19 protein-coding genes and 1 other RNA gene are annotated in these 21,868 nt (G+C 41.4%); 12 read left to right on the forward strand and 8 right to left on the reverse strand.

Translation table 11 applies throughout. From position 1 onward, the window contains the following. Nucleotides 1–20: 20 nt before the first annotated feature. The 5 genes from GUY17_RS01970 (at nucleotide 21) to GUY17_RS01990 (ending at nucleotide 6,539) form a co-directional block, all read left to right on the forward strand. Nucleotides 21–2,069: a type IV pilus secretin PilQ gene (locus GUY17_RS01970; protein WP_162022141.1), complete on the forward strand. Its 2,049-nt coding sequence runs from the start codon at nucleotides 21–23 to the stop codon at nucleotides 2,067–2,069. Nucleotides 2,070–2,515: 446 nt separating this feature from the next. Then, the gene (gene aroK, locus GUY17_RS01975) at nucleotides 2,516–3,031 is read left to right on the forward strand and encodes a shikimate kinase AroK (RefSeq protein WP_011635865.1); all 516 of its coding nucleotides are present in this window, start codon (nucleotides 2,516–2,518) and stop codon (nucleotides 3,029–3,031) included. A gap of 8 nt (nucleotides 3,032–3,039) precedes the next feature. Next, the gene (gene aroB, locus GUY17_RS01980; RefSeq protein WP_162022142.1) at nucleotides 3,040–4,116 is read left to right on the forward strand and encodes a 3-dehydroquinate synthase; all 1,077 of its coding nucleotides are present in this window, start codon (nucleotides 3,040–3,042) and stop codon (nucleotides 4,114–4,116) included. Nucleotides 4,117–4,166: 50 nt separating this feature from the next. Then, complete coding sequence (locus GUY17_RS01985; protein WP_162022143.1) at nucleotides 4,167–5,570, forward strand: ATP-binding protein; 1,404 nt, start codon at nucleotides 4,167–4,169, stop codon at nucleotides 5,568–5,570. A gap of 132 nt (nucleotides 5,571–5,702) precedes the next feature. Further along, complete coding sequence (locus tag GUY17_RS01990; protein ID WP_101087305.1) at nucleotides 5,703–6,539, forward strand: Dam family site-specific DNA-(adenine-N6)-methyltransferase; 837 nt, start codon at nucleotides 5,703–5,705, stop codon at nucleotides 6,537–6,539. A 32-nt stretch (nucleotides 6,540–6,571) separates the two neighbouring features. On the opposite strand, the gene GUY17_RS01995 is transcribed toward GUY17_RS01990, so the two are convergent. Beyond that, nucleotides 6,572–6,751: a DUF2970 domain-containing protein gene (locus GUY17_RS01995; RefSeq protein ID WP_162022144.1), complete on the reverse strand. Its 180-nt coding sequence runs from the start codon at nucleotides 6,749–6,751 to the stop codon at nucleotides 6,572–6,574. Beyond that, nucleotides 6,751–7,128: a hypothetical protein gene (locus GUY17_RS02000; RefSeq protein ID WP_242445156.1), complete on the reverse strand. Its 378-nt coding sequence runs from the start codon at nucleotides 7,126–7,128 to the stop codon at nucleotides 6,751–6,753. The genes GUY17_RS01995 and GUY17_RS02000 overlap by 1 nt, the downstream gene beginning before the upstream one ends. A gap of 273 nt (nucleotides 7,129–7,401) precedes the next feature. Between GUY17_RS02000 and rpe the strand changes: the two genes are divergently transcribed. Genes rpe through trpS form a run of 3 tightly spaced genes read left to right on the forward strand, consistent with a single transcriptional unit; the run spans nucleotide 7,402 to nucleotide 9,832 of the window. Next, complete coding sequence (rpe, locus tag GUY17_RS02005) at nucleotides 7,402–8,073, forward strand: ribulose-phosphate 3-epimerase (protein WP_101087302.1); 672 nt, start codon at nucleotides 7,402–7,404, stop codon at nucleotides 8,071–8,073. 30 nt (nucleotides 8,074–8,103) lie between these two features. After that, a complete protein-coding gene (locus tag GUY17_RS02010; RefSeq protein WP_162022145.1) occupies nucleotides 8,104–8,793 on the forward strand; it encodes a phosphoglycolate phosphatase in 690 nt (229 codons plus the stop codon). A 40-nt stretch (nucleotides 8,794–8,833) separates the two neighbouring features. Next, nucleotides 8,834–9,832, forward strand: a complete 999-nt coding sequence (gene trpS / locus GUY17_RS02015) for a tryptophan--tRNA ligase (RefSeq protein ID WP_101087300.1) — start codon at nucleotides 8,834–8,836, stop codon at nucleotides 9,830–9,832. Between the two features lie 45 nt (nucleotides 9,833–9,877). Here the strand turns inward: trpS and GUY17_RS02020 are convergent, their stop codons facing one another. Continuing rightward, a complete protein-coding gene (locus GUY17_RS02020; protein WP_162022146.1) occupies nucleotides 9,878–10,747 on the reverse strand; it encodes a LysR substrate-binding domain-containing protein in 870 nt (289 codons plus the stop codon). Nucleotides 10,748–10,888: 141 nt separating this feature from the next. On the opposite strand from GUY17_RS02020, the gene GUY17_RS02025 reads away from it, so the two are divergent. Continuing rightward, complete coding sequence (locus GUY17_RS02025) at nucleotides 10,889–11,764, forward strand: DMT family transporter (protein ID WP_162022147.1); 876 nt, start codon at nucleotides 10,889–10,891, stop codon at nucleotides 11,762–11,764. A 36-nt stretch (nucleotides 11,765–11,800) separates the two neighbouring features. Here GUY17_RS02025 and GUY17_RS02030 read toward each other — a convergent pair whose 3' ends face one another. From GUY17_RS02030 to GUY17_RS02045, 4 genes are all read right to left on the reverse strand, one after another. After that, nucleotides 11,801–12,370, reverse strand: a complete 570-nt coding sequence (locus GUY17_RS02030) for a BON domain-containing protein (protein ID WP_101087298.1) — start codon at nucleotides 12,368–12,370, stop codon at nucleotides 11,801–11,803. Further along, complete coding sequence (locus GUY17_RS02035; RefSeq protein ID WP_011635877.1) at nucleotides 12,367–12,960, reverse strand: phosphoheptose isomerase; 594 nt, start codon at nucleotides 12,958–12,960, stop codon at nucleotides 12,367–12,369. Before GUY17_RS02035 ends, GUY17_RS02030 begins: the two co-directional genes overlap by 4 nt. A 129-nt stretch (nucleotides 12,961–13,089) precedes the next feature. After that, nucleotides 13,090–13,416, reverse strand: a complete 327-nt coding sequence (locus tag GUY17_RS02040) for a YraN family protein (protein ID WP_162022148.1) — start codon at nucleotides 13,414–13,416, stop codon at nucleotides 13,090–13,092. Beyond that, nucleotides 13,413–15,236, reverse strand: coding sequence for a penicillin-binding protein activator (locus GUY17_RS02045; RefSeq protein ID WP_162022149.1), 1,824 nt, complete (start codon nucleotides 15,234–15,236; stop codon nucleotides 13,413–13,415). Before GUY17_RS02045 ends, GUY17_RS02040 begins: the two co-directional genes overlap by 4 nt. A gap of 89 nt (nucleotides 15,237–15,325) precedes the next feature. Between GUY17_RS02045 and rsmI the strand changes: the two genes are divergently transcribed. The 3 genes from rsmI to GUY17_RS02060 all read left to right on the forward strand — a co-directional run bounded on the left by rsmI (nucleotide 15,326) and on the right by GUY17_RS02060 (nucleotide 19,158). Beyond that, the gene (gene rsmI / locus GUY17_RS02050; protein ID WP_162022150.1) at nucleotides 15,326–16,168 is read left to right on the forward strand and encodes a 16S rRNA (cytidine(1402)-2'-O)-methyltransferase; all 843 of its coding nucleotides are present in this window, start codon (nucleotides 15,326–15,328) and stop codon (nucleotides 16,166–16,168) included. Nucleotides 16,169–16,222: 54 nt separating this feature from the next. Beyond that, an RNA gene (gene rnpB / locus GUY17_RS02055) (RNase P RNA component class A) lies at nucleotides 16,223–16,577 on the forward strand. 445 nt (nucleotides 16,578–17,022) lie between these two features. Further along, complete coding sequence (locus GUY17_RS02060) at nucleotides 17,023–19,158, forward strand: TonB-dependent siderophore receptor (RefSeq protein ID WP_162022151.1); 2,136 nt, start codon at nucleotides 17,023–17,025, stop codon at nucleotides 19,156–19,158. A 100-nt stretch (nucleotides 19,159–19,258) separates the two neighbouring features. Here the strand turns inward: GUY17_RS02060 and GUY17_RS02065 are convergent, their stop codons facing one another. Then, complete coding sequence (locus GUY17_RS02065) at nucleotides 19,259–21,412, reverse strand: TonB-dependent receptor (protein WP_162022152.1); 2,154 nt, start codon at nucleotides 21,410–21,412, stop codon at nucleotides 19,259–19,261. Nucleotides 21,413–21,868: the final 456 nt, after the last annotated feature.

A 21,868-nucleotide genomic window follows, 5' to 3' on the forward strand; every position in this document is an offset into this window, starting at 1 on the left:
GTGCGAAGGATGAGAGAATAATGGAATCTTCTGCCGCGATAAAAAAAGCAATAACAAAGTTATTATTTTTTAGAGCGTTTTTAGGCGCAGTATTATTAATGGGTTTAATACCTAGTGCGATAGCTGCTAATCGTCTTATGGACGTCAAATATCATTCAATGGTTGATCACCAATTAGAATTAGAGTTAATTTTTGAATCATCAATAGTGTCACCGTCTGTGGATTTATCTGCAGACCCAGCAGAAATTATGTTGAATTTCTCAGACACTATTTCTAATTTAAATAAAAGTAAAATTCCGATAAACGCTGTTGGTGTAATAGAGTTAACTACACAACAACAAGGTGGCGATTTACAAATCATTGTTGCAATGTCTAACGTAAAACCATATCAAGGTAAAATTGTTGGTAATAGTTATAGATTAACTATTAATGATGATGTGTCTGGTCCGGTAGAAGCAAACAATCCATTTGTTAATGGTATTAGTAGTATTGATTTTCGCCGCAATAAAACCGGCGGTGGAGAAATATTATTCAATCTTAGCAATCGTTCTGTAGCGGCGAATGTAGAACAAGTTGGTTCAAAGCTTGAAATAAAACTTTATAACACCGATATTGGCAATGACTTACTTTACGTTATGGATGTACAAGACTTTGCTACACCGGTAAATAGTTTTGAAACATTTAAAGATGATTTAACTGCCCGTATTTTGGTGGATGTTGATGGCAACTATGATTATAACTACCGCCAAGATGGCAATGTGTTTAAAGTTAGCGTCGATAAAGTTGAGCGTGTCTCTGTCGCTAAAGAGGCAAAGAAATATAATGGTCGTTCATTATCACTAAACTTCCAAAATATTTCAGTGCGTACTGTGTTGCAAATTATTGCTGATTATAACAACTTTAACCTAGTGACCAGCGATACCGTTGAAGGTGAGATTACCTTACGTTTAGATGATGTGCCTTGGGATCAAGCTTTAGATCTTATATTGCAAACTAAAGGTCTCGACAAGCGTATTGAAGGCAATATTTTAATGGTGGCACCGAGTGAAGAGCTTGCCATTCGCGAAAGTAACGATCTGAAGAATCGCCAAGAAGTAAAAGAGTTAGCACCACTATATTCTGAATACTTACAAATAAACTATGCTAAAGCGATCGATATTGCCGAGTTACTTAAAACTACGGATTCAACGTTATTATCATCTCGTGGTAGTGTTGCTGTTGATGAACGTACAAATACGTTACTGGTAAAAGATACGGCTGAGATTTTAGAAAACGTACACCGCTTAATAGAAGTATTAGACATTCCTATTAAACAAGTGCTAATCGAAGCGCGTATGGTGACAGTGAAAGACGACGTATCTGAAGATCTCGGGATTCGCTGGGGCATAACCGATCAACAAGGTTCTAAGGGCACATCTGGCACCATTGGAGGAGCAACGAGTATTGCTAACGGTACTATTCCAAGCATTGACGATCGCCTCAATGTTAATTTACCGGCAGCAGCAAGCTCGGCGACCAGTATCGCTTTCCATGTGGCTAAATTGGCAGACGGTACAGTACTCGATTTAGAATTAAGTGCATTAGAGCAAGAAAACAAAGGTGAGATCATTGCCAGCCCACGTATTACCACATCTAACCAGAAGTCGGCATACATTGAGCAAGGTGTTGAAATCCCATACGTTGAGTCAGCATCAAGCGGCGCAACAACAGTGACCTTTAAGAAGGCGGTGTTATCGCTACGTGTGACTCCACAAATAACTCCAGATGACCGGGTTATCCTAGATCTTGAAATTACCCAAGATTCTCAAGGAACAACGGTTGCTACAGCAACGGGTGAAGCGGTTGCGATTGATACTCAGCGTATTGGTACTCAGGTACTCGTAGATAATGGCGAAACGATTGTGTTAGGTGGTATTTACCAGCAAAACCTCATTAGCCGAGTAAGCAAAGTTCCGGTTCTGGGTGATATTCCGTTAGTTGGCTTCTTATTTAGAAATTCAACCGACACAAATGAGCGCCAAGAGCTATTAATTTTTGTAACCCCTAAGATTGTTGCTGACAAACGTTAATTTTTTACACGCTATAGCAATAATAAAAAGCCAGCTACTTAATTGCTGGCTTTTTTATGACAGTGATTTATGGGGGAGTAATGGCTAAATGCGTTAAATAGCGCATCACTAAACGTTACTCCAATCGAACAAATTATCGTTTTAGTGGTAATCATGGCAACTTCCTTAAAGTTTTAAGGTATTAACTTTAATTAGATAGTGCAGTGCTAATCGGCCTATAGTCTTTGTATTAACAAAGACTTAATCGAAAACATTACCTTTTATTTGAGGTTTTAAACATCAGTGACATAATAAAATCATGATAAATAGCTGTGATGACTTGCAAGCGGTAGCCCTTAACTGAGATAATCCTCCGTCAAGTCTCATTAGAGCAAGGTTAAATTATAGGTCGGCTTGAGTTTAAGTCGATAAGGCATTCTTTCATATAAGATTCAGACGTATACGAAATGGCTGAAAAACGCAATATTTTTCTGGTAGGCCCTATGGGCGCAGGTAAAAGCACAATTGGTCGCCATCTGGCGCAAATGCTGCATTTAGATTTCCACGATTCAGATCATGAGATTGAACAACGTACCGGTGCAGATATTGCCTGGGTGTTTGACGTCGAAGGTGAGGAAGGCTTCCGTAGACGTGAAGCTCAAGTCATCGGTGATCTTTCAGAAAGGCAAGGTATCGTTCTCGCGACAGGTGGTGGTTCTGTTCAGAGTAAAGATATCCGCAACTATCTTTCTGCTCGAGGTATAGTGGTTTACTTAGAAACAACTATCGACAAACAAGTCGCGCGCACTCAGCGTGATAAGCGTCGCCCGTTGTTACAAGTAGATGATCCACGTGAAGTGCTTGAAAGCTTAGCGGAAATTCGCAACCCTCTATATGAGGAAATTGCGGATGTTATCGTTAAGACTGATGAGCAAAGCGCGAAAATCGTCGCAAACCAAATTATCGAGCAACTTGGCTTTTAGGTAACAACATGCAACAGATTCAGGTTCAATTAGGTGATAGAAGTTACCCCATTTATATTGGCCAGGATTTGATGAATGATAGCGGGCTATTTGCTCGCTACCTAACAAACAAAAAAGCCTTAATTGTTTCAAATGACACCATTGCTCCGTTGTATCTTCAACAGATACAACAAGCGATGAGCGCTTGCGCGCGCATTGAAACGGTTATTTTGCCGGATGGCGAAAAATTTAAAGATTTACAACATCTAGATTATATTTTTACCGCATTACTTGAGCATAACTTTGCCCGAGACTCGGTATTAGTCGCACTAGGTGGTGGTGTTGTTGGTGATATGACTGGTTTCGCGGCTGCGTGTTATCAGCGTGGAATTGAGTTTATTCAAGTGCCAACTACATTACTGTCCCAAGTTGATTCTTCAGTTGGTGGTAAAACGGCTGTTAATCATCCTCTTGGGAAAAATATGATTGGTGCATTTTATCAGCCTAAATCAGTGATTATCGATACGCTTTGCTTACAGACATTACCCGCAAATGAGTTTGCTGCAGGTATGGCTGAAGTGATTAAGTACGGTATTATTTGGGATGCTGACTTTTTCCAGTGGCTTGAAGCAAATGTAGATGCGTTAAAATCGCTTCAAACTGACGCGTTAAATTATGCTATTGCTAAATGTTGTCAGATTAAAGCAGATGTTGTCGCACAAGATGAAACTGAACAAGGTGTAAGAGCGTTATTAAACCTTGGGCATACCTTCGGGCATGCTATCGAAGCTGAAATGGGCTACGGTGTTTGGTTACATGGCGAAGCTGTCTCTGCTGGTACCGTTTTAGCGGCTCAAACAGCATGTAAGCTCAATCTATTAGATGAGCAAAGTGTCGAGCGTATTTGTCGATTGATGCAAGCGTTTGATTTACCTATAACGGCTCCAGAGTCGATGGGTTTTGAACAGTTTATCAAGCATATGCGTCGAGATAAAAAAGTATTAGGTGGTAAAATCCGCTTAGTATTACCTACAGAAATAGGCAAAGCTGATGTCTTTAGTGATGTGAGTGAAGACTTATTGAAACGGGTTATTAGCTGCGTATAAATTATTCCGCATATAACTATGCTAGCTATAAATTATAGTGTGGTGAATCATTGACGACTCCAGGACTATTGTTACTCCCTACCCAAGAAGCGCTCATTCAGCGTTTACAGCATATTGCTAGTTATAGCGAACAGTTGTTGGTTATTTGTGGTGATAACGGTTCAGGTAAGTCGACACTGACGGCTGCATTAGCCAGTGAGCTAGATGACTACAATTCAGCATTGATCATTTGTCCTCAACACGCTGATAGCGCTGAAATTCGTCGAAAAATTCTGGTTCAATTAATCTCCGCGCCAATTTTTGATGATGAACGTCCTTTGATGGACACCGTACTGAGAATCCAATCTAGTTTAAAAAAACCATTACATATCATCATCGATGATGCCGATTTATTGCCTAAAGATATTTGGGCTGAGTGTATTCTGCTGAGCCAAATTCATTGTGCAGGTAAACCTGTTGCAGTTACAGTGACTGTTACCCCCAGTTTTTGGCATACCTTAGTAGCTGAATTAACTGATGATATTCGTGCTAGATTACTGCCTGTGACTATTGAACCTTTATCGGTACCCGAGCGCGATGGCCTCTATCAAAGTTTATTATTGCGGAGTCGGCAAACACCGTTTATTCCACGTGAAATTATCCATAAGCAATTAGAGAAGCAGCAGGGGACGCCAGCTGAAGTGGTTCAATTATTAGCGTTAGCATTAGAAGAGCCACAAACAGAGCAATCATCTTGGTCTCTGTCAGTTAGAATGATGATAGCTTTTATCACAGTATTGGCTGGTGTGTCGCTTTGGTGGGGCATAAGTACACAATTACCTCCTCCTATTTCGGCATCATTGTCGCCAGTATTAACAGCAGAACAATCCGCTGTGCGTGTTAAAGCAGCTCAATATGTCATTGGTTATGCCGACAGTTCATTAAGCGCTTATTTTGCCCATAGGCAATTGGCCTTAACTAAGTCGAGAGCCAATGAACAAGCGCACTTAATCATAGAGCAGCAAATCATTGCTGACAGTTCGCTAGTAGAGGAAGGTGAGACTAACCTCATAGAAAATATTCTTGCAGATAATCATACTGACATAGTGGTTAATTCATCATTAAAAGGCTTATCTTTCCAAGGTAAGTTACCCAAAGCGCAAGTTAATACGGTAAGTAAGCCGAATGATATTGTTGAGCGAGATAATACCCCGAATTTAAAAGTGAAAGGTTTTACGCTGCAACTTGCCAGTGTGAATGACAAAGATTCACTTACACCGATTTTAGTTAAACTGGCAAAAGAGCCGCAAGTTTACATAATGAGTTACAAACAACGCCACGTTATATTGCTGGGTGATTTTGAAACCGCATCGGCAGCCTCCGCAAAAGCTAAAAGCCTTCAGAAACAATATGGATTAGCGGCTCCCTGGGTAAGAAAGTGGGCTGACTTAAGTGATTATAAGCGACAAGATTAACAATCTTCATATTCTGCAGCATCCAAGTCAATAGGATGAAAAATCAACGAATAAATCTGCTTTATCCGATGATAATTGTCGTTAAACAGAGTACAATCATCAGCTTTAATTTTGCTGGCATAATTCCTATTCATGATAAAAAAGCATAGAGCCTTTCTAAAGTGGGCAGGCGGTAAATATAAGCTCGTTGATGAGCTAGCAAAACACCTTCCAGCTGGAAATAGACTGATTGAGCCTTTCGTTGGGGCAGGTTCGGTATTCCTCAATACACAGTTTGATGACTATTTATTGTGTGACATCAACCAAGACCTAATCAATTTATATCAAATTGTTCAGCAACAGCCAGATAAATATATTCAAGCGGCAAAGGCCATGTTTGTCGATCATATGAATGACAAAGATGCTTATTACCGTATTCGTGCTGAATTTAATCTCTGTAGCGATCCTTTCATTCGTTCGGTATATTTTCTGTACATGAATCGCCATGGTTTTAATGGCTTATGTCGATATAATCGCAAAGGTGGTTTTAACGTGCCGTTTGGTTCGTACAAAAAGCCTTATTTTCCAGAAACTGAAATTCGTTATTTTTCATTAAAAGCGCAAAAAGCGACCTTTAAATGTATCAGTTACGAACAAGCCTTTGATATGGCGAACAGCGGTGACGTTATTTATTGTGATCCGCCTTATGCGCCGTTATCAACTACAGCCAGTTTCACCACTTATGCAGGTCCGGGTTTTAGCTTAGATGATCAAGCATTACTTGCTCGTCATTCACGGCTTATTGCCCATGAGAGAAATATTCCGGTATTGATCAGTAATCATGATATTCCGTTAACGCGAGAATTATATCGTGGTGCATCTTGTTCAACGATTTCGGTACAGCGTAATATTAGCCCTAAAGGCGGTTCACGCAATAAAGTGGATGAAATTATGGCGCTATATGATCATCATTATCGTGAAGAAGAGTAATGCTGCAAAGAGCGGATAACGAAAGCTATCCGTTAACTTAATACTTGGTTTACGATGAGTATTAGGGAAATGACTAAGGCAATGGCTAAGATAATGCCCATAATGATAAACGGTAATGGGGATTGATTTTGAAAATCTTTTTGGCGATTTTTTTCTGTCTGCACGCCAAAAAAGGCCGCTACAGTGCTGCTAAATACCCGCCAAAGTGACATTAACGCGATATCTGAGTTGGGTTGCCTGAGGTTGGCATGTCATTCAAAGGTTTGTCTTTGTGACCGTGGATTAACTCAAGTAAATCAATAAAGTGAAACTGGCTTGAACGGCTATTACCCGTAATCCAATTACCCCAACTGACATCATTCGACTGCTCTGCACAACGATTTGTAGGGTGACTACTGGGTAAACTTGCATTGTAGTTGGTGGTGCTGTTGCAGACGCAGGCCTTACTATTGGCCGAATTACTTTCGTTGGCCATCAATACTTGGCTTAACAATAACGCCAATGCAGACGTAGCAAATACAGCAAAAACCGGTGCTGACAATAATTTGCCATCACGACCAGAAAACTTGCGTAATAATTGCTTTACCATAAAGGGTGCCCTATCCATGGTGTAAACTCGATTGATGCTACAACAGGTATTAAATATTCAGTTGGACCACTATAAGATAACAACTTTTTACATTATAGCAAAATAGCTTAGTTATTGAACACTGGTTTCTGTATAAAAGATAGCAAATCCGACTTATGGTCTAGTTTTTAACTAAATTCTATTGAGGATAGTGGTTATTTCCCTTGTTAGACTAGAGGCTTGCGGCTGCAAAGGGTAAAATGTCGTCACTTTGATCTGCCAATAGAGAAGATTATGCGCCCATTTTTAATTGCACCATCGATTTTGTCTGCTGATTTCGCCCGTTTAGGTGACGATGTTAAAGCCGTATTAGATGCGGGTTCAGATGTTGTTCATTTCGACGTTATGGACAATCACTATGTACCAAATTTAACAATAGGCCCAATGGTATGCACTGCGTTGCGTAATTACGGGATCACCGCTGATATTGATGTACATTTAATGGTTAAACCCGTTGATCGCATTATTCCTGATTTTGCCAAAGCCGGTGCTTCAATTATCACTTTTCATCCAGAAGCGTCAGAACATGTTGATCGCACACTGCAGTTGATTAAAGAATCTGGCTGTAAGGCTGGATTAGTCTTTAATCCTGGCACACCACTGCATTATTTAGATCATGTAATGGACAAGCTCGATGTTATTTTATTGATGTCAGTTAATCCTGGTTTTGGTGGTCAGTCATTTATTCCACATACGCTAGAAAAGCTTCGCCAAGTTCGCGCGCTTATTGATGCCAGTGGTTTTGATATTCGCTTGCAAGTGGATGGTGGCGTTAAGGTCGATAATATTGCTGAAATAGCGGCCGCGGGTGCAGATATGTTTGTAGCTGGTTCGGCAATTTTCAATCAACCCGATTATAAAGTGGTGATTGATCAAATGCGTGCCGAACTCGCTTCGATATCATAATTTCTTTATCCATATCCAGTGGGACTTTACATGATGCAATGGTCAAATATTCGCGCAATCGCTTTTGATTTAGATGGTACGTTAATCGACAGTGTGCCTGATTTGGCAGCGGCCACAAACGCCACATTAGCACAGAACCAATACCAACCAGTGACTGAAGCATTGGTTCGTAGCTGGGTAGGTAATGGTGCTCAAGTATTAATGCAACGTGCGTTAAGTTATGTGTCTGCTATGCCAGAAGATGCTCCTGATCTGCAGGTAATACTTGAGCAAATTATGCCACAATTTATGCATCATTATGGTGAGCACTTACAAAAACATAGTCGTTTATATCCGGGAGTTGTCGACACGTTACAGCAGTTAAAACAAGCAGGTTTTAAACTGGCTATCGTTACCAATAAACCATATCGTTTTACCGTGCCGTTACTAACAGCTTTTGGTCTTGATGACCTATTTTCTGAAGTTCTCGGTGGTGATTCATTGGCCAAAATGAAGCCAGACCCAATGCCATTACAACATTTGCTTAAACAATGGCAGTTGGATGAATCGCAATTACTGATGATAGGTGATTCAAAGAATGATATTTTAGCGGCTAAAGCTGCGAATGTTATGTCTATTGGCTTGACCTACGGATACAACTACGGCGAAGATATCGGTCTTAGCAGCCCGCATGCGATATGCGAAAACTTTGCTGATATAGAGCAATACTTACTTTCATAATAATTTGAATTTTAAAAAGATAATCTGGAGCAATAAACACATGACCAAACCCATAGTTCTTAGCGGTGCGCAGCCATCAGGCGAATTAACCATAGGTAATTATATGGGCGCACTTCGTCAATGGGTTGCCATGCAAGATAGCCATGATTGCCTATATTGTGTTGTTGATTTACATGCCATTACCGTGCGTCAAGATCCTAAAGCACTGCGTGAAGCGTGTTTAGATACGTTAGCGTTATACCTTGCTTGCGGTGTTGACCCTAAAAAAAGCACCGTGTTTATTCAGTCGCAAGTACCGCAGCATACTCAACTCGGATGGGTATTAAACTGTTACACCCAAATGGGTGAGTTAAACCGCATGACCCAGTTTAAAGATAAATCGTTAAAGCATGCCAATAACATTAACGTTGGCTTATACGGTTATCCTGTTCTAATGGCTGCAGATATTTTGCTTTATCAAGCCAATGAGATCCCTGTTGGGCAAGACCAAAAGCAACATTTAGAACTCACCCGCGATATCGCAACTCGTTTTAACAATGCTTACGGCGACACGTTTACTATCCCAGAACCGTTTATTCCTGAACACGGCGCTAAGGTCATGTCATTGCAGGACCCGCTTAAGAAAATGTCTAAGTCTGACGATAATCGTAATAACGTCATTGGTTTACTTGAAGATCCTAAAGCGATTTTAAAGAAAGTGAAAAAAGCCATGACCGACAGCGAAGAGCCACCAGTAGTGCGTTTTGATATGGAACAAAAGCCAGGTGTGTCGAATCTACTCAGCTTAATGTCAGGTTGTACTGGTCAGTCGATTGCGTCTTTAGAAGCAGAGTTTGAAGGCAAAATGTACGGTCATTTAAAAGTGGCTACTGGTGAAGCTGTCGTAGGAATGCTTGAGCCATTACAAGCTCGCTTTAAAGAGTACCGCGCCGATAATGCATATCTAAGCCAAGTGATGGCGGAAGGTGCTGAAAAAGCTCAAGCTCGTGCAGAAGTCACCATTAAAAAAGTGTACGAAAAAATTGGTCTGATTGTGTAAGTATTATTTCAGCTAATGTTATCTATAAGCCAGCAACGTGCTGGCTTATTTTTTGGTTAACCATTGCACGAATGCAGCGATAGCGGGCTCCTTTAAACGTCGCTGTTTACAACTAAAATTGAATTCAAATCCAGTCAACATAGCGGGTAAATCAAGTGCGACTAATGCTCCCTTACTAATATCCCGTTCTACCATAAAATCTGATGCCAGCGCGATCCCCTGACCTGCAATTGCCGCTTCAATAGCTAACAACACATGGCTAAATACATGCTGTTGTTGCGTAGCCGCTATGCTGATGCTGTTAACCTTTAACCAACGCTCCCAATCAAAGCCAATTGGCCCTTCATCTACAGTGAGTAATGCATGTTGCCGTAATACACTCAGCGCCGAGTGGTCGGTATTTAATAGCCCCGGGCAGATCACTGGGATCAGTCTCTCTTGGTGTAACATGCGATGCACATAACCCGGTTGTCCACTTTGACCAGTAATAAACATATCAGCAACACTATCACTCATCAGCGGGTCATCGGTGATCATATCCAGGCGAGTTTTAATCTGTGGATGTAAGCGATGGAAATCGCTTAAGCGAGGAATCAGCCACTTAATGGCAAATGAACTGTATACCGCTAAGCGGAGCTGATCATTACAATCGCCAGTGATTTGCATGCTTAAATCATTCAACTCATTAAATATTCGCTCCAGTTCATGGTAAAGCACATTGCCTTTACTGGTTAAGCAGAGCTGCCTACCTTCGCGGATAAATAATCGTTCGCCAAAATGCGCTTCAAGCAGTCTTACTTGGTGCGATACCGCACTTTGAGTAATGCACAGTTCAGTTGCCGCCCGAGAAAAGTGAGCATGCCTTGCGGCCGCTTCAAAAATTTGTAGTGCCCGCAATGGCGGCAGTTTGCGCATATACACCTCAAATATGAATTTATTTTATTGAAATTTATGAGGTATGAATTTAACTCATGAATGGATTAAAAACATCATTATTCGTTATTAATTGATAACTATATGATGCAGCCAATTATTGGTCCTAAGGTTGTAAGTGTAATGAAATCCACAATAGCGATTGGCATGATGTTATTAGTTGTCGGTAACCTTTTTAGTGCTATGTATGATGTGTCTATAAAATGGCTTCCAGAGGGCAGTAGCGCTGCAACATTTCTGTTAATCAGACAGTTAACATCAGTATTAATGTTACTGCCATTGTGGTTTGTAGCTAAAAAACCAATCAGTCGCCATATAAAGGTGCACTTAGTGCGAGCTAATACTGGCGCTATTGGAGCTGTATGCTTAATTATGGGGTTAATTGCGCTACCTATCGCCACTGTAAGCTCGTTGTTTTATTCGGCGCCATTAATGATTGTATTAATGGGATTTCTATTTTTAAAAGAGAGCGTCACCGCTGCACATTGGCTGGCAGCTATTTTAGGATTTCTGGGCATCATTATTTTGCTACGACCAAGTGAAATTAATTGGTTTGGAATTGCAGTACTCATCTCTGCATTTATGTTTGCGATAAACCAGTTGGCATTGCGCAAACTCCCCAGTACCGAAAGCCCTGTTGTAACGTTAATGCTATATAACTTACTCAGTATTCCTTTGGTGTTGGTCATGGCATTGGTGCAAGGCATAGAGGCAATTGGTTGGTCTTTAGTGGCTATTGCGGTGTCGAGTAATGTGTTTTTATTGGCGTATCAGTGGTTTTGCGCGTTGGCTTATCGCCAAGCACAAGCCAGTCAAATTGTGGTGGCTGAATACACAGGACTATTATTTTGTGTCTTTTTTGGTTGGTTGTTTTTTGATGAATGGCTTGATGGTTTAAGTTGGGTTGGGGCTGGGTTTATTGTGTTGCCGTCGCTGATTATCCCGTGGATACAAGCCAAAAGATCCCAAAAAAAATTCATCGAGCAAAATGCAGGATGAATTTCTAAATCGCGATAATAAAAATGTACTGCAGGATTAAGATTCAGTGTATTCAAAAACCTTAATCACTTTGCGAACGCCTGCAGTATTTCGCGCGATATCAACCGCCAAATCAGCTTGCTTGCGGTCAATTAACCCAAGTAAGAAGACTTCGCCGTTTTCGGTAATCACTTTCACTCGAGTAATATCGAGCGATTTTTCATTTAACATGCGGCCTTTGACTTTGGTTGTTACCCAAGTGTCGTTGCTGCGAGTGGTAAATGACGTTGGCGTGCCAATACGAATTTGGTTATGTATTTTGCCGCCAATTTGTAAATCTTGCACCACTTTAATCGCTTTATCACGCAGCATTGAGTTAGGTGCTTGACCTATCATCAATACATTGTTGTTCATCACAACCGCGGCGATATTGGTTTGATTATTAAGGTCATCATGTTTTGATAGCGCGCTAGCAATAACAAAGTCTGCATTAGTATCGCTGATTTGAGTGCCCATGCTGCGCTCATCGTTAACCATCTTGGCACCGCTAACGGCACCAACCATGACTGCACCAGCACACCCCTGCAGCATCGCCAGGACTGAGATGATGAGTAACCTTTTTATCATGCTTGTTCATCCTGTGGGAACAAGGTGCGGTCGATGTTATCGCATAAACAGTGAATAACCAGTAAGTGAACTTCTTGAATACGTGCAGTAACATTTGACGGTACGCGGATTTCGACATCTCCTGCGCTCATCAAGCCCGCCATTGCGCCGCCATCTTTACCGGTTAGTGCAACAATAGTCATGTCGCGGCTTAACGCTGCTTCCATGGCTTTAATAATGTTGCCAGAGTTACCACTGGTTGAAATAGCCAATAAAATGTCGCCTGGTTGACCCAGTGCAAAAATCTGCTTCGAGAAGATTTCATCGTAGCTATAATCGTTGGCGATAGCAGTAATCGTTGAAGTGTCACAGCTTAATGCAATAGCAGGCAGCGGTGGACGTTCAATTTCATAACGGTTTAATAATTCAGCAGAGAAGTGTTGAGCATCGCCAGCACTGCCGCCATTACCACATGACAGAATTTTATTACCGCCAAGTAGACATTGCACCATCATCTCTGCAGCTTTTTCAATAGACTCAGGTAATGCTTCAGCAGCATCAATTTTAGTCTGAATCGATTCGGTGAAACTATCTCTAATACGTTCTAACATGCAACAATCCTTACGCTAAATTATGTCTACGTATGTCTCTGATCAGCTTTTTTATCGTCGCTCATCAGTTAGACTCGGTAATTTGACTATATGATGCCATAAATCAAGGTTATGGTAATCAATTGCCGCTTAAAAACAGCCTTGTAGCCAGTTTATTTCATCAATATTCATCGCAATGACATCAAAGCGACAAGGTGGATTTAATTTTTGTCGTTGTAAATAATGCTCAGCGGCTAATCTTATCCGGGTGATTTGCTTACTTGTTAACGCATTTAAGGCGCCACCAAACTGATTTGACGACCTAAATTTTACTTCTACAAACACCCAGACATCTTGCTGGCGCATAATTAAATCTATTTCACCAAATGGGTATCGAACATTAGCATCTACAAACGTTAGACCTTGTTGTTCAAGGTAAGTTCGCGCACGTTGCTCAGCTAATTGTCCACTGTTCATAGTGGTGTTAATTGTCCTTGGCTATATTTTCCCCAAGAAAGTTGACGATCTATCACTCCATTAGGTTTCACTGATAATGCACCACTGCGGCCAATAAATTGGTATCCCGGGAAAGCGCGCATTTGCGCTAAACGATTAACCAATTCAAGGGCATCAAAACCCATTGCATATAGGCGTTTTTGGCTGTTATTCCAACCACTCCAAAGCTCAGAAACCAGCTGTGTTTCGCTGCTAGGTTGCATTAGCCAAGGTACATCGCTAATGATCAAGTTATTTAACTCTTGTGCCGACTGCGCTGACTCGCTTTCAAGACGGCTACGGCTAGTGGTATATAAGGTTACGGGTTCAGAGAACACACTAAAGTTAACGTCTAAAAAGGGTTTTAGCAGGGCTAAATCTTGTGAACCCGAAATCATGTAAATCGCATCAATATCTTGGCGAGAACGAAAATCTGATTCTAAGCGGCTACCCAATAAATCACGCATTCTGCTAATACGCGCTTGACTATCTTTCACACCTAATGCTTCTTGAACTGTTACCTTCATTTGGTCGCCAGCATCATAGAAATACACTTCGGCATCATTGCTGGTTAAGGTTTGCCAAGTTTGCTTAAAGCTGTCGGCCATACGTTTGCCAATCGGATCGTTACTGGCCAATAATAGTGGCAACTTTACCCCATCGCTATAGAGCTTATGTGCAGCGTCACTGGCTTCTTGTGCTGGGGACAATGAAAAGTAAAACAGGTTTGGTTGTGGCGTAAACGTATCTGTTTGGTTCAAATACAGCTGTGGCACTGTGGTCTTTTGTTTATCGTTAATTTTCTGTAGTTCTTCAACTTCATTGGGTAACAATGGCCCAATGACAAATTCTGCGCCTTTGGCTACAGCTTGTTGATAAGCGGCCGCAACCCCTTGCTGAGTATCATAAAAGTTAAGTGAGACATTGCTATCAAAATCAGATAAATAGCTCGATAAAAGACCTTGACGAATAGGTTCCGCAACCACAGCGCGTGGGCCACTTAACGGTAATAATACCGCTATATTTTGCGGTCTAAACGGTTTGGCATTAAGCGCTTTTTCTAAATCAGCAGGTAACTTAACCGCGCCTGGATGATAAGGATTATTACGCTGCCACTCACCTAAATAACGCACCAATTGCGTCGGCTCAACCGCGTAATGTTTAGCGATAAAGGTTAATTGTAACCAACCAGCAAAAATCGGATTCGATTGATCGCGCATAAACGACTGCACAGTTTCTTCGGATAAAGGTTGTAGTAACTTCCAAATAACATTATTGATCGCTGTGGTTTCAGATTTTGGTAAGTAGTTGCTTAATAGACTTAACTGCTTAACCTGATCAATTGGCTGTTGAGTATTTTTGTACAGCTTGGCTTTAAATTGGTGATAACTTGCCATTTGCCAGCGTGGTAGTTGCCAATGTGGTGGATACTGTAAAATATCTAATGCGGCTTGGCTGCTATTGGTTTTTTCGACAATGCGAGCGCGCAAGTAAATATGCTCCGCTTGAAGCGAGGGAACGTTCACCATCGACTTCTGCATTGACGTTAATACATTAGCGGCAGAATTAAAGTTACCATCATTGATATAAGCATGAGCGGCGAGTAATAAATAACGATCACGCTTTTCTGGTAAACTGCTATTCGTTGCCTCAGCCAAATAAATTTTAGCTGGATGTTCAGCGGCAACGAGCGATGCGCTAGCGTCAACATTATCCTGCTGTTTTTTGGTGGCACAACCGACCACCAATACAGAGAAAATCAACGCGCACACGAATTTTGTAGTATTCAGTCTTTTTAACACTTGGCTTCACTCTGGTAAGATGCTGTCACTAGTTTAACCTGCTCTTACGCTTGGCGAAAGTATCAGGTAGATTCATTATCGAGGTAATTATGGACCAAATGGTCGCGCTGTATATTGTTCCCACCCCAATTGGTAATTTTGGCGACATCAGCGCTCGGGCAATAGAGGTGCTGCAACAGGTTGATTTAATCGCCTGTGAAGACACTCGCCACAGCGGAAGGCTGCTAAGTCACTTTGGTATTGAAACCCGTAAAACGGCATTACATGATCACAATGAACGTGACCGAGCACAATGGATAGTTGAACAATTAAATGAAGGCAAATCAATCGCGCTCATTTCTGACGCTGGGACGCCGTTAATTTCTGACCCCGGCTACCATTTAGTTAACCATGTTCGTCAAGCTGGCCATCGAGTCGTACCTTTGCCTGGGGCATGCGCAGCGATTACGGCCTTAAGTGCATCAGGCTTACCGTCTGATCGCTTTAGTTTTGAAGGTTTTTTACCGTCAAAAGAAAAAGCCCGTATCGATAAACTTGAATTTCTTAAAGAAGATCCTCGTACTTTGATATTTTACGAATCTCCTCACCGTATTCTTTATAGCCTCGCCGCTATTGTTGACGTTTTAGGCGCCGATAGGCAAGTGGTAATGGCACGAGAAGTCACTAAAACCTTCGAAACCTTCTTATCTGGCACCGCTGCAGAGGTATTAACGCTGGTTGAAGCTGATGATAATCAGCAAAAAGGCGAAATGGTCATTATGTGCCATGGCTTTACATTATCTGATGAAGAAGGTATTCCAGCGGTTGCCGTTGCTACCCTAAAGTTACTTTGTGAAGAGTTGCCGCTTAAAAAAGCCGCCGCTATAGCAGGGCAAATTCATGGTTTAAAGAAAAATGCCCTATATAAATACGGTTTAGAACTGGATTTATAAAAAGCCGCTCGCTTTGGCATTGGTTTGTTGCGCTGCTTAGGCTATAATCCGCGCCGAGTTGGCCAGACAGTTGCCGCGTACGCAAGTACGGGGAGGAAAGTCCGGGCTTCAAAGAGCGGGGTACCAGGTAACGCCTGGGCGGTGTGAACCGACGACAAGTGCAACAGAGAGGAAACCGCCATTTTGGCTTAGGCTAAAGATGGTAAGGGTGAAAGGGTGCGGTAAGAGCGCACCGTGCGGCTAGCAATAGTCCGTAGCAAGGTAAACTCTACCCGAAGCAAGACCAAATAGGGTTCCGCATGGCGCTGCTCGCGTTGGAACCGGGTAGGTTGCTTGAGCCTGTGAGCGATTGCAGGCCTAGATGAATAACTGTCCACGACAGGACCCGGCTTATCGGCCAACTCACCTCTTTATAAAAAAGGCCTCGCAGCAATGCGAGGCCTTTTTTTATCGTTAGTACGAAAATATTGGTGTCGTAACCTTATAATAGTCAACCCAAGTTGATGTTGGTTATTGTTTCTCTATGTTTTAGCTTCATTACTATCCAATACTTGCGGCAGTCGATCTACTGTTGGAGTTGACTACATCCGTTCAGTAAACGTCGTCGGAACGCTAAGTATTTACAAATGGATGATTTATTAACACGAGTGTTCTACTCTATTGTTAGCTATGCCCCTCGATCTTCCTGACCTAGTCGATAATAAATACTCATTCAACAACAAAACCTTTAAACATAAACTGACTTTATCGTTAACAAACAAGCACAAATGTAAATTATCAGATGAGAATGGTTTTCATTAGTGTTTGGTGATATATTGCGGCCAAATTTTACTGTTGCCGATGAGTAAACTGTTATGCATTTGAACGTCATTAATATTGGGATGTTAAGTCTACTGCTACCTGTACTGAGTGTCAGTGCGAACGAGAAAGCGACCGACGTTGATTTGACTGAGTCGATTGAGAAAATAACTGTAATGGGGCGGGCACAAACCTTTTATCGTGAATCTTCTACGTCTGTGGGTGCCAAAGTTGAAACCGATATTATGGATTTACCGCAATCGGTGCAGGTGTTGAATGAACAGTTGATAGTTGACCAAGCAGCACGCGAAATCACCGATTTATACCGCTCTATTGCGGGTGTGAGCACTTATAGTTATTCAGGGGTGACCTTTCGTGGCTTTCGTGATGACAGCAATGTGTTTTATGACGGTGTAAGAGGCGACCCTTTTTCTGGTTTCGGGGTACCACAGCTATTTAATATTGAACGAGTTGAAGTGTTAAAAGGTCCAGCAGCTGCGTTATACGGTGGTGGTGAGCCTGGCGGGATGATTAATTATGTCAGCAAAAAGCCGAGTTTTGTCCAAGATACTGAAGTGACATTAACCACAGGCGATAACGACCGTATGGGCGGGTCAATTGATTCTAAAGGTGGTTTAACGGATTCAATTGCTTATCGTTTAGGCGGTTTTTATGAGCAAAAAGACAGTTTTCGAAATAATGCCGACTCTGAAAATACCGAGTTAACAGGTGGATTATTATTTCAACTTGACGATGACACTACACTCACAACAACGATTGATTATATCAAACAAGACTTAGGTGGTAATCGTTTGCGTGGCGTTCCCGTTGACGATGATGGTAACTTTTTGGTTGATCCAAGCTATAACGCTAATGAAAAATCCGACTATCAAAACCTTGAAGCAACAATATTACAAGCTGACTTACAGCATCATTTTAGCGATGAGTTAAGTGTTAATACCACAGTGCGTTACCTTGATAACGAGCGTGTTCAGGGATATCACGAATCACAAAGTTGGGTTGACGTTAATGGTGATGGCGAAGCCAATATTGATGATAAAACCATTAAACGTGAATATCGTAAACAGTATCGCGCTAACCAAGAAGTCAGTGTGACTTCAGATTTTGTATATCGATTAGATACTGGTATTGAGCAAACCTTATTATTTGGAGCAGATTACCATCACGTAAACAGCGATTATGATTATTGGCGTGCCCGTTATGAGGCTGATGGTGTCGCTAATCTAAACATTTTTGATCTTAATTACGGTGAAACTGATCCTTCGACTTATAACTTACAAGACCAAGAACGTGATGGCACTAAAACCGAACGCGCGGGTTTATATGTTCAAGATCAAATCAGTTTAAGCGAGAAATGGTTGTTATTGGTGGGGCTACGTTACGATCATTTTAACGATTTTGATAAAGAAACTGGATTTGAGTTTAGTGATAATCATGTATCACCGCGTGGTGGTATTGTTTATAAATACTCCACCGATACATCATTTTATGTTAATTATGCAGAAAGTTTTAATCCGACCTCGCTTGGCGATCAAGAAACGGCGAGTGAAGACAGTAGCTTAGAACCTGAAATGGGTGAACAAGTTGAACTAGGGATAAAAAATCAGTGGTTTAATGGCAGCATGATGACCACGTTAGCTGTGTATCAAATTAATAAAAAAGATGTCGCCATGAATAATCCTGCTGACACGGGCAATGATGACGGAATCCCTGCGTTAGTAAGCTTAGGTGAAGTTGAAAGTAAAGGACTTGAGTTTACGTTGGTGGGAGATATAACACCTAATTGGACTGTTATGGCTAATTACGCCTATAACGATACTCGTGTTACTCAAGGCGATATTGGCGATACCTATGCCGATGGCAGTAAGTTTATTAATGCGCCGCGTCATCAAGCAGGTTTGTGGACGCGTTATGATATTGACAGTTTGAATTCTGCTATTGCACTGGGTGCAGATTATGTCAGTGAGCAAATGAGTGCAGATGCGCAGCGTGTTAAACCCTATACCGTGTTTGATATGAGCTGGACAACTACGTGGCAAGATACCCAGTTTCAGCTAAATGTGAAAAACCTGTTTGATAAAGAATATGCCGTGAGCGGTTTCTCTGAACGTAATGGTCATTTCCCGGGTGCACCACGAGAAGTGGTGTTGCAGGTATCGCATCACTTTTAATGCTGGACTACTCGTGGGGTTGCATTAACGCCTTGCTGAATTTAAAAAAGGGCGTAAACAAATTATTGTTTACGCCCTTTCTTATGGTGACTTTTTAGCTTTAGAAGCTGGTCTTTACGCCCACATTAATGGTGGTGCCCAGAGATTTAGTATTGTATCCCCCGTAAGTATAAGCTTGTGATCTTGCTGAAAAGTAATCTTCATTGAGTAAGTTTTCTACTCCAAGTGATAATTGCCAGTTATTGATCTGATAGCTACTGGCAAGATTAACAACGTTATAATGTTCTATAGGACCTTGGCTACCAACATATTGGCCATTAACTTGCTCAAAGCGTTTGCGGTCACCGACATACATGTAATTAATGCCGACATTCGCATCTTCAACTGGTTGCCAGTTTACATAAGCAGTAAATTTAGGCGCAGATATGGTGCTACCATCTAGATAGGTATCATTTTCAGTGTCTTTACCTTCAATCCAGCTATAGCTTAAACCCGTACTCAGATTATCTTGTACATGGTAGTCTAGCTGTGCTTCGTAGCCCCAAATTTTTTGCGGTGCACGAACCGGTAAATACACGCCTGTAGTTGCATCAAAAGTATTACTGGTGCCGAGTTCTGATTCACTTCGGTACGCGGCAATTTCATAAGTTACATCACCGACCTGACCTGAAAAGCCAACTTCGTAGTTATCGACAATTGATGCTTCGGTGCGGATTAGGGCAATATCATTAACCGTGGCTGAGCGTAACAGGCGACCGATATCTGATATGTCAGCACCTTGAGAGAAGCTAATAAAAGGGCTAAATAGCGGGTTCATATTGTAGCGCAAACCAACATTATAGGTGGTGGAGTCATAGTTAAGCTCGCCGCCTGTAACATCAAAAGGTACTGAGCAAGTGCTTGCGGTACTGCATAGTTTCAATGTTTGATAATCTTCAACACTTAAGTCGACACTGTCTTGGCGAATACCGGCTTTAAAAACCCAATCATCAGCAACAACAAACTTGGTTTGCAAATAGGCCGCTAAGTTGCGCATGTCCATTTCTGGTACCCAAATTCGACCATCTTCCAAAGGTTGTGAGCTAACATCTTCAAGTGCATCAATGCCGTAGATAAAGGTTGATTCGATGTTATCCCAGTCAATTTGGCTAGCAAAGTTAATCCGTAAGCCTTTCTTTTCGGACTTGATGATTGATTGACCTCCTTCGTAACCTTCACTTGGATTAGCTAACGCAGTTGAGAAGAAAAACATATTTTCTATTTTTTGCATATAACCATCAACGGTTAATTGGGTGTTAATAAATATCTCTTGGTCGACGTATTTTAACATTAGGTTATGATTACCGCGCGGCCCTTGAGGTACACCGGGTTTTACTATGCCGCTAGTATTTTCAATGGCGTAGGTTTTTTCGCCAGAGTTAACACTGCCAATAACATCAATTAAGTCTGCGTCTTGTTGGGCTTCGTAGTAGTTATAAGTCAGTTGAATTGACTTGTCATCGTCGAGTTGATAGCCGAGTTTAGTAAAGTAATTATTCGATTTAGTTTCTGATAAACCATAGACCAATCCGATAACGTCGCCTTCGGCATCACGTTCTAAACCTGTTTTTTCAGTAATGGCGCTAAATACATAGCTAAAGTCATCAATCGTACCGTCTATGGACGTATCGACTCGATAACCGGCACTATCTTGTAATTTTACTGCGCTAAATTTACTGGAAACCCCAACATTAATTCGTGCTTTGTCTTCGCTGGCACGCTTAGTGATGTAGTTAATAATGCCACCAGAGGCACCATTGCCATAAATAGAGGTGGCTCCTTTAATCACTTCGATACGTTCAATGGCACCGGCATCGATAGAGCTTATGCCTAATTGACCATTACGTAATGGCGTTGACTGAGGCACGCCGTCAATCATCACTAACGCTGCGCGACCACGAAGATTTTGCCCAGAATTACTTGATGTGCCCGTACTTGGTGCTAATCCAGGAACGCGAAATGCGAGTAAATTTTGTAACTGCGAGGTGACTAACATATCTCGTTCGAGGGTTTGTTGTTCAATAAGTGTGACAGAAGAAGGGACTTCATCTATCCGTTCAGCAGAGCGACTGCCTGTAATAATCATTCGCTCCATTGAAGCTTTGTTTTCTGTGGCTTGTGTTGAAGATTCTGCATTGGCATGCGTTGCAGGGAGTACTAATAAAAATAATGCACAATGTGTCGCAATAGCCAGTTGGCTAGGCTTGAATAACATAGGTATACCGATTAACAAATAATGAATAAAAGGTAATGATATTCATTATCATTAAAAAGTACACATTATTTACATTTTTTACTTTTTTGCATTAAATCAGTTAGATATTAATCATTCACTTAACTAAGAGCCACAGATCTTCATAATGAATTTAACTGTGGTTTATGGACGTTTATAAACATCTGATTGTGAGATATGTCGTTGCTCTGTAGGTGTAGGCGATAACGCAGAAGCAAGAGACTATAAATTCAGTTAGAAGAGGTCTGTTAAGCGGTTTTTGCTTATTTTTGTAGTAAAAGTTTACGACAAGTGATTCGTGAATAATGATTATGCAACCTTGTCGCGCATTTCTGTATAAAGCAAACCGTTTTGTTGGCGAATCGTAATCACTAAAGATCAGCTGCACTTGGTGTGTTTTTAGCGTTTAATCTACATTTTTCACACGTTAGCCAGCCG

The organism is Shewanella sp. Arc9-LZ (assembly GCF_010092445.1).
Classification (GTDB): Bacteria; Pseudomonadota; Gammaproteobacteria; order Enterobacterales; family Shewanellaceae; genus Shewanella.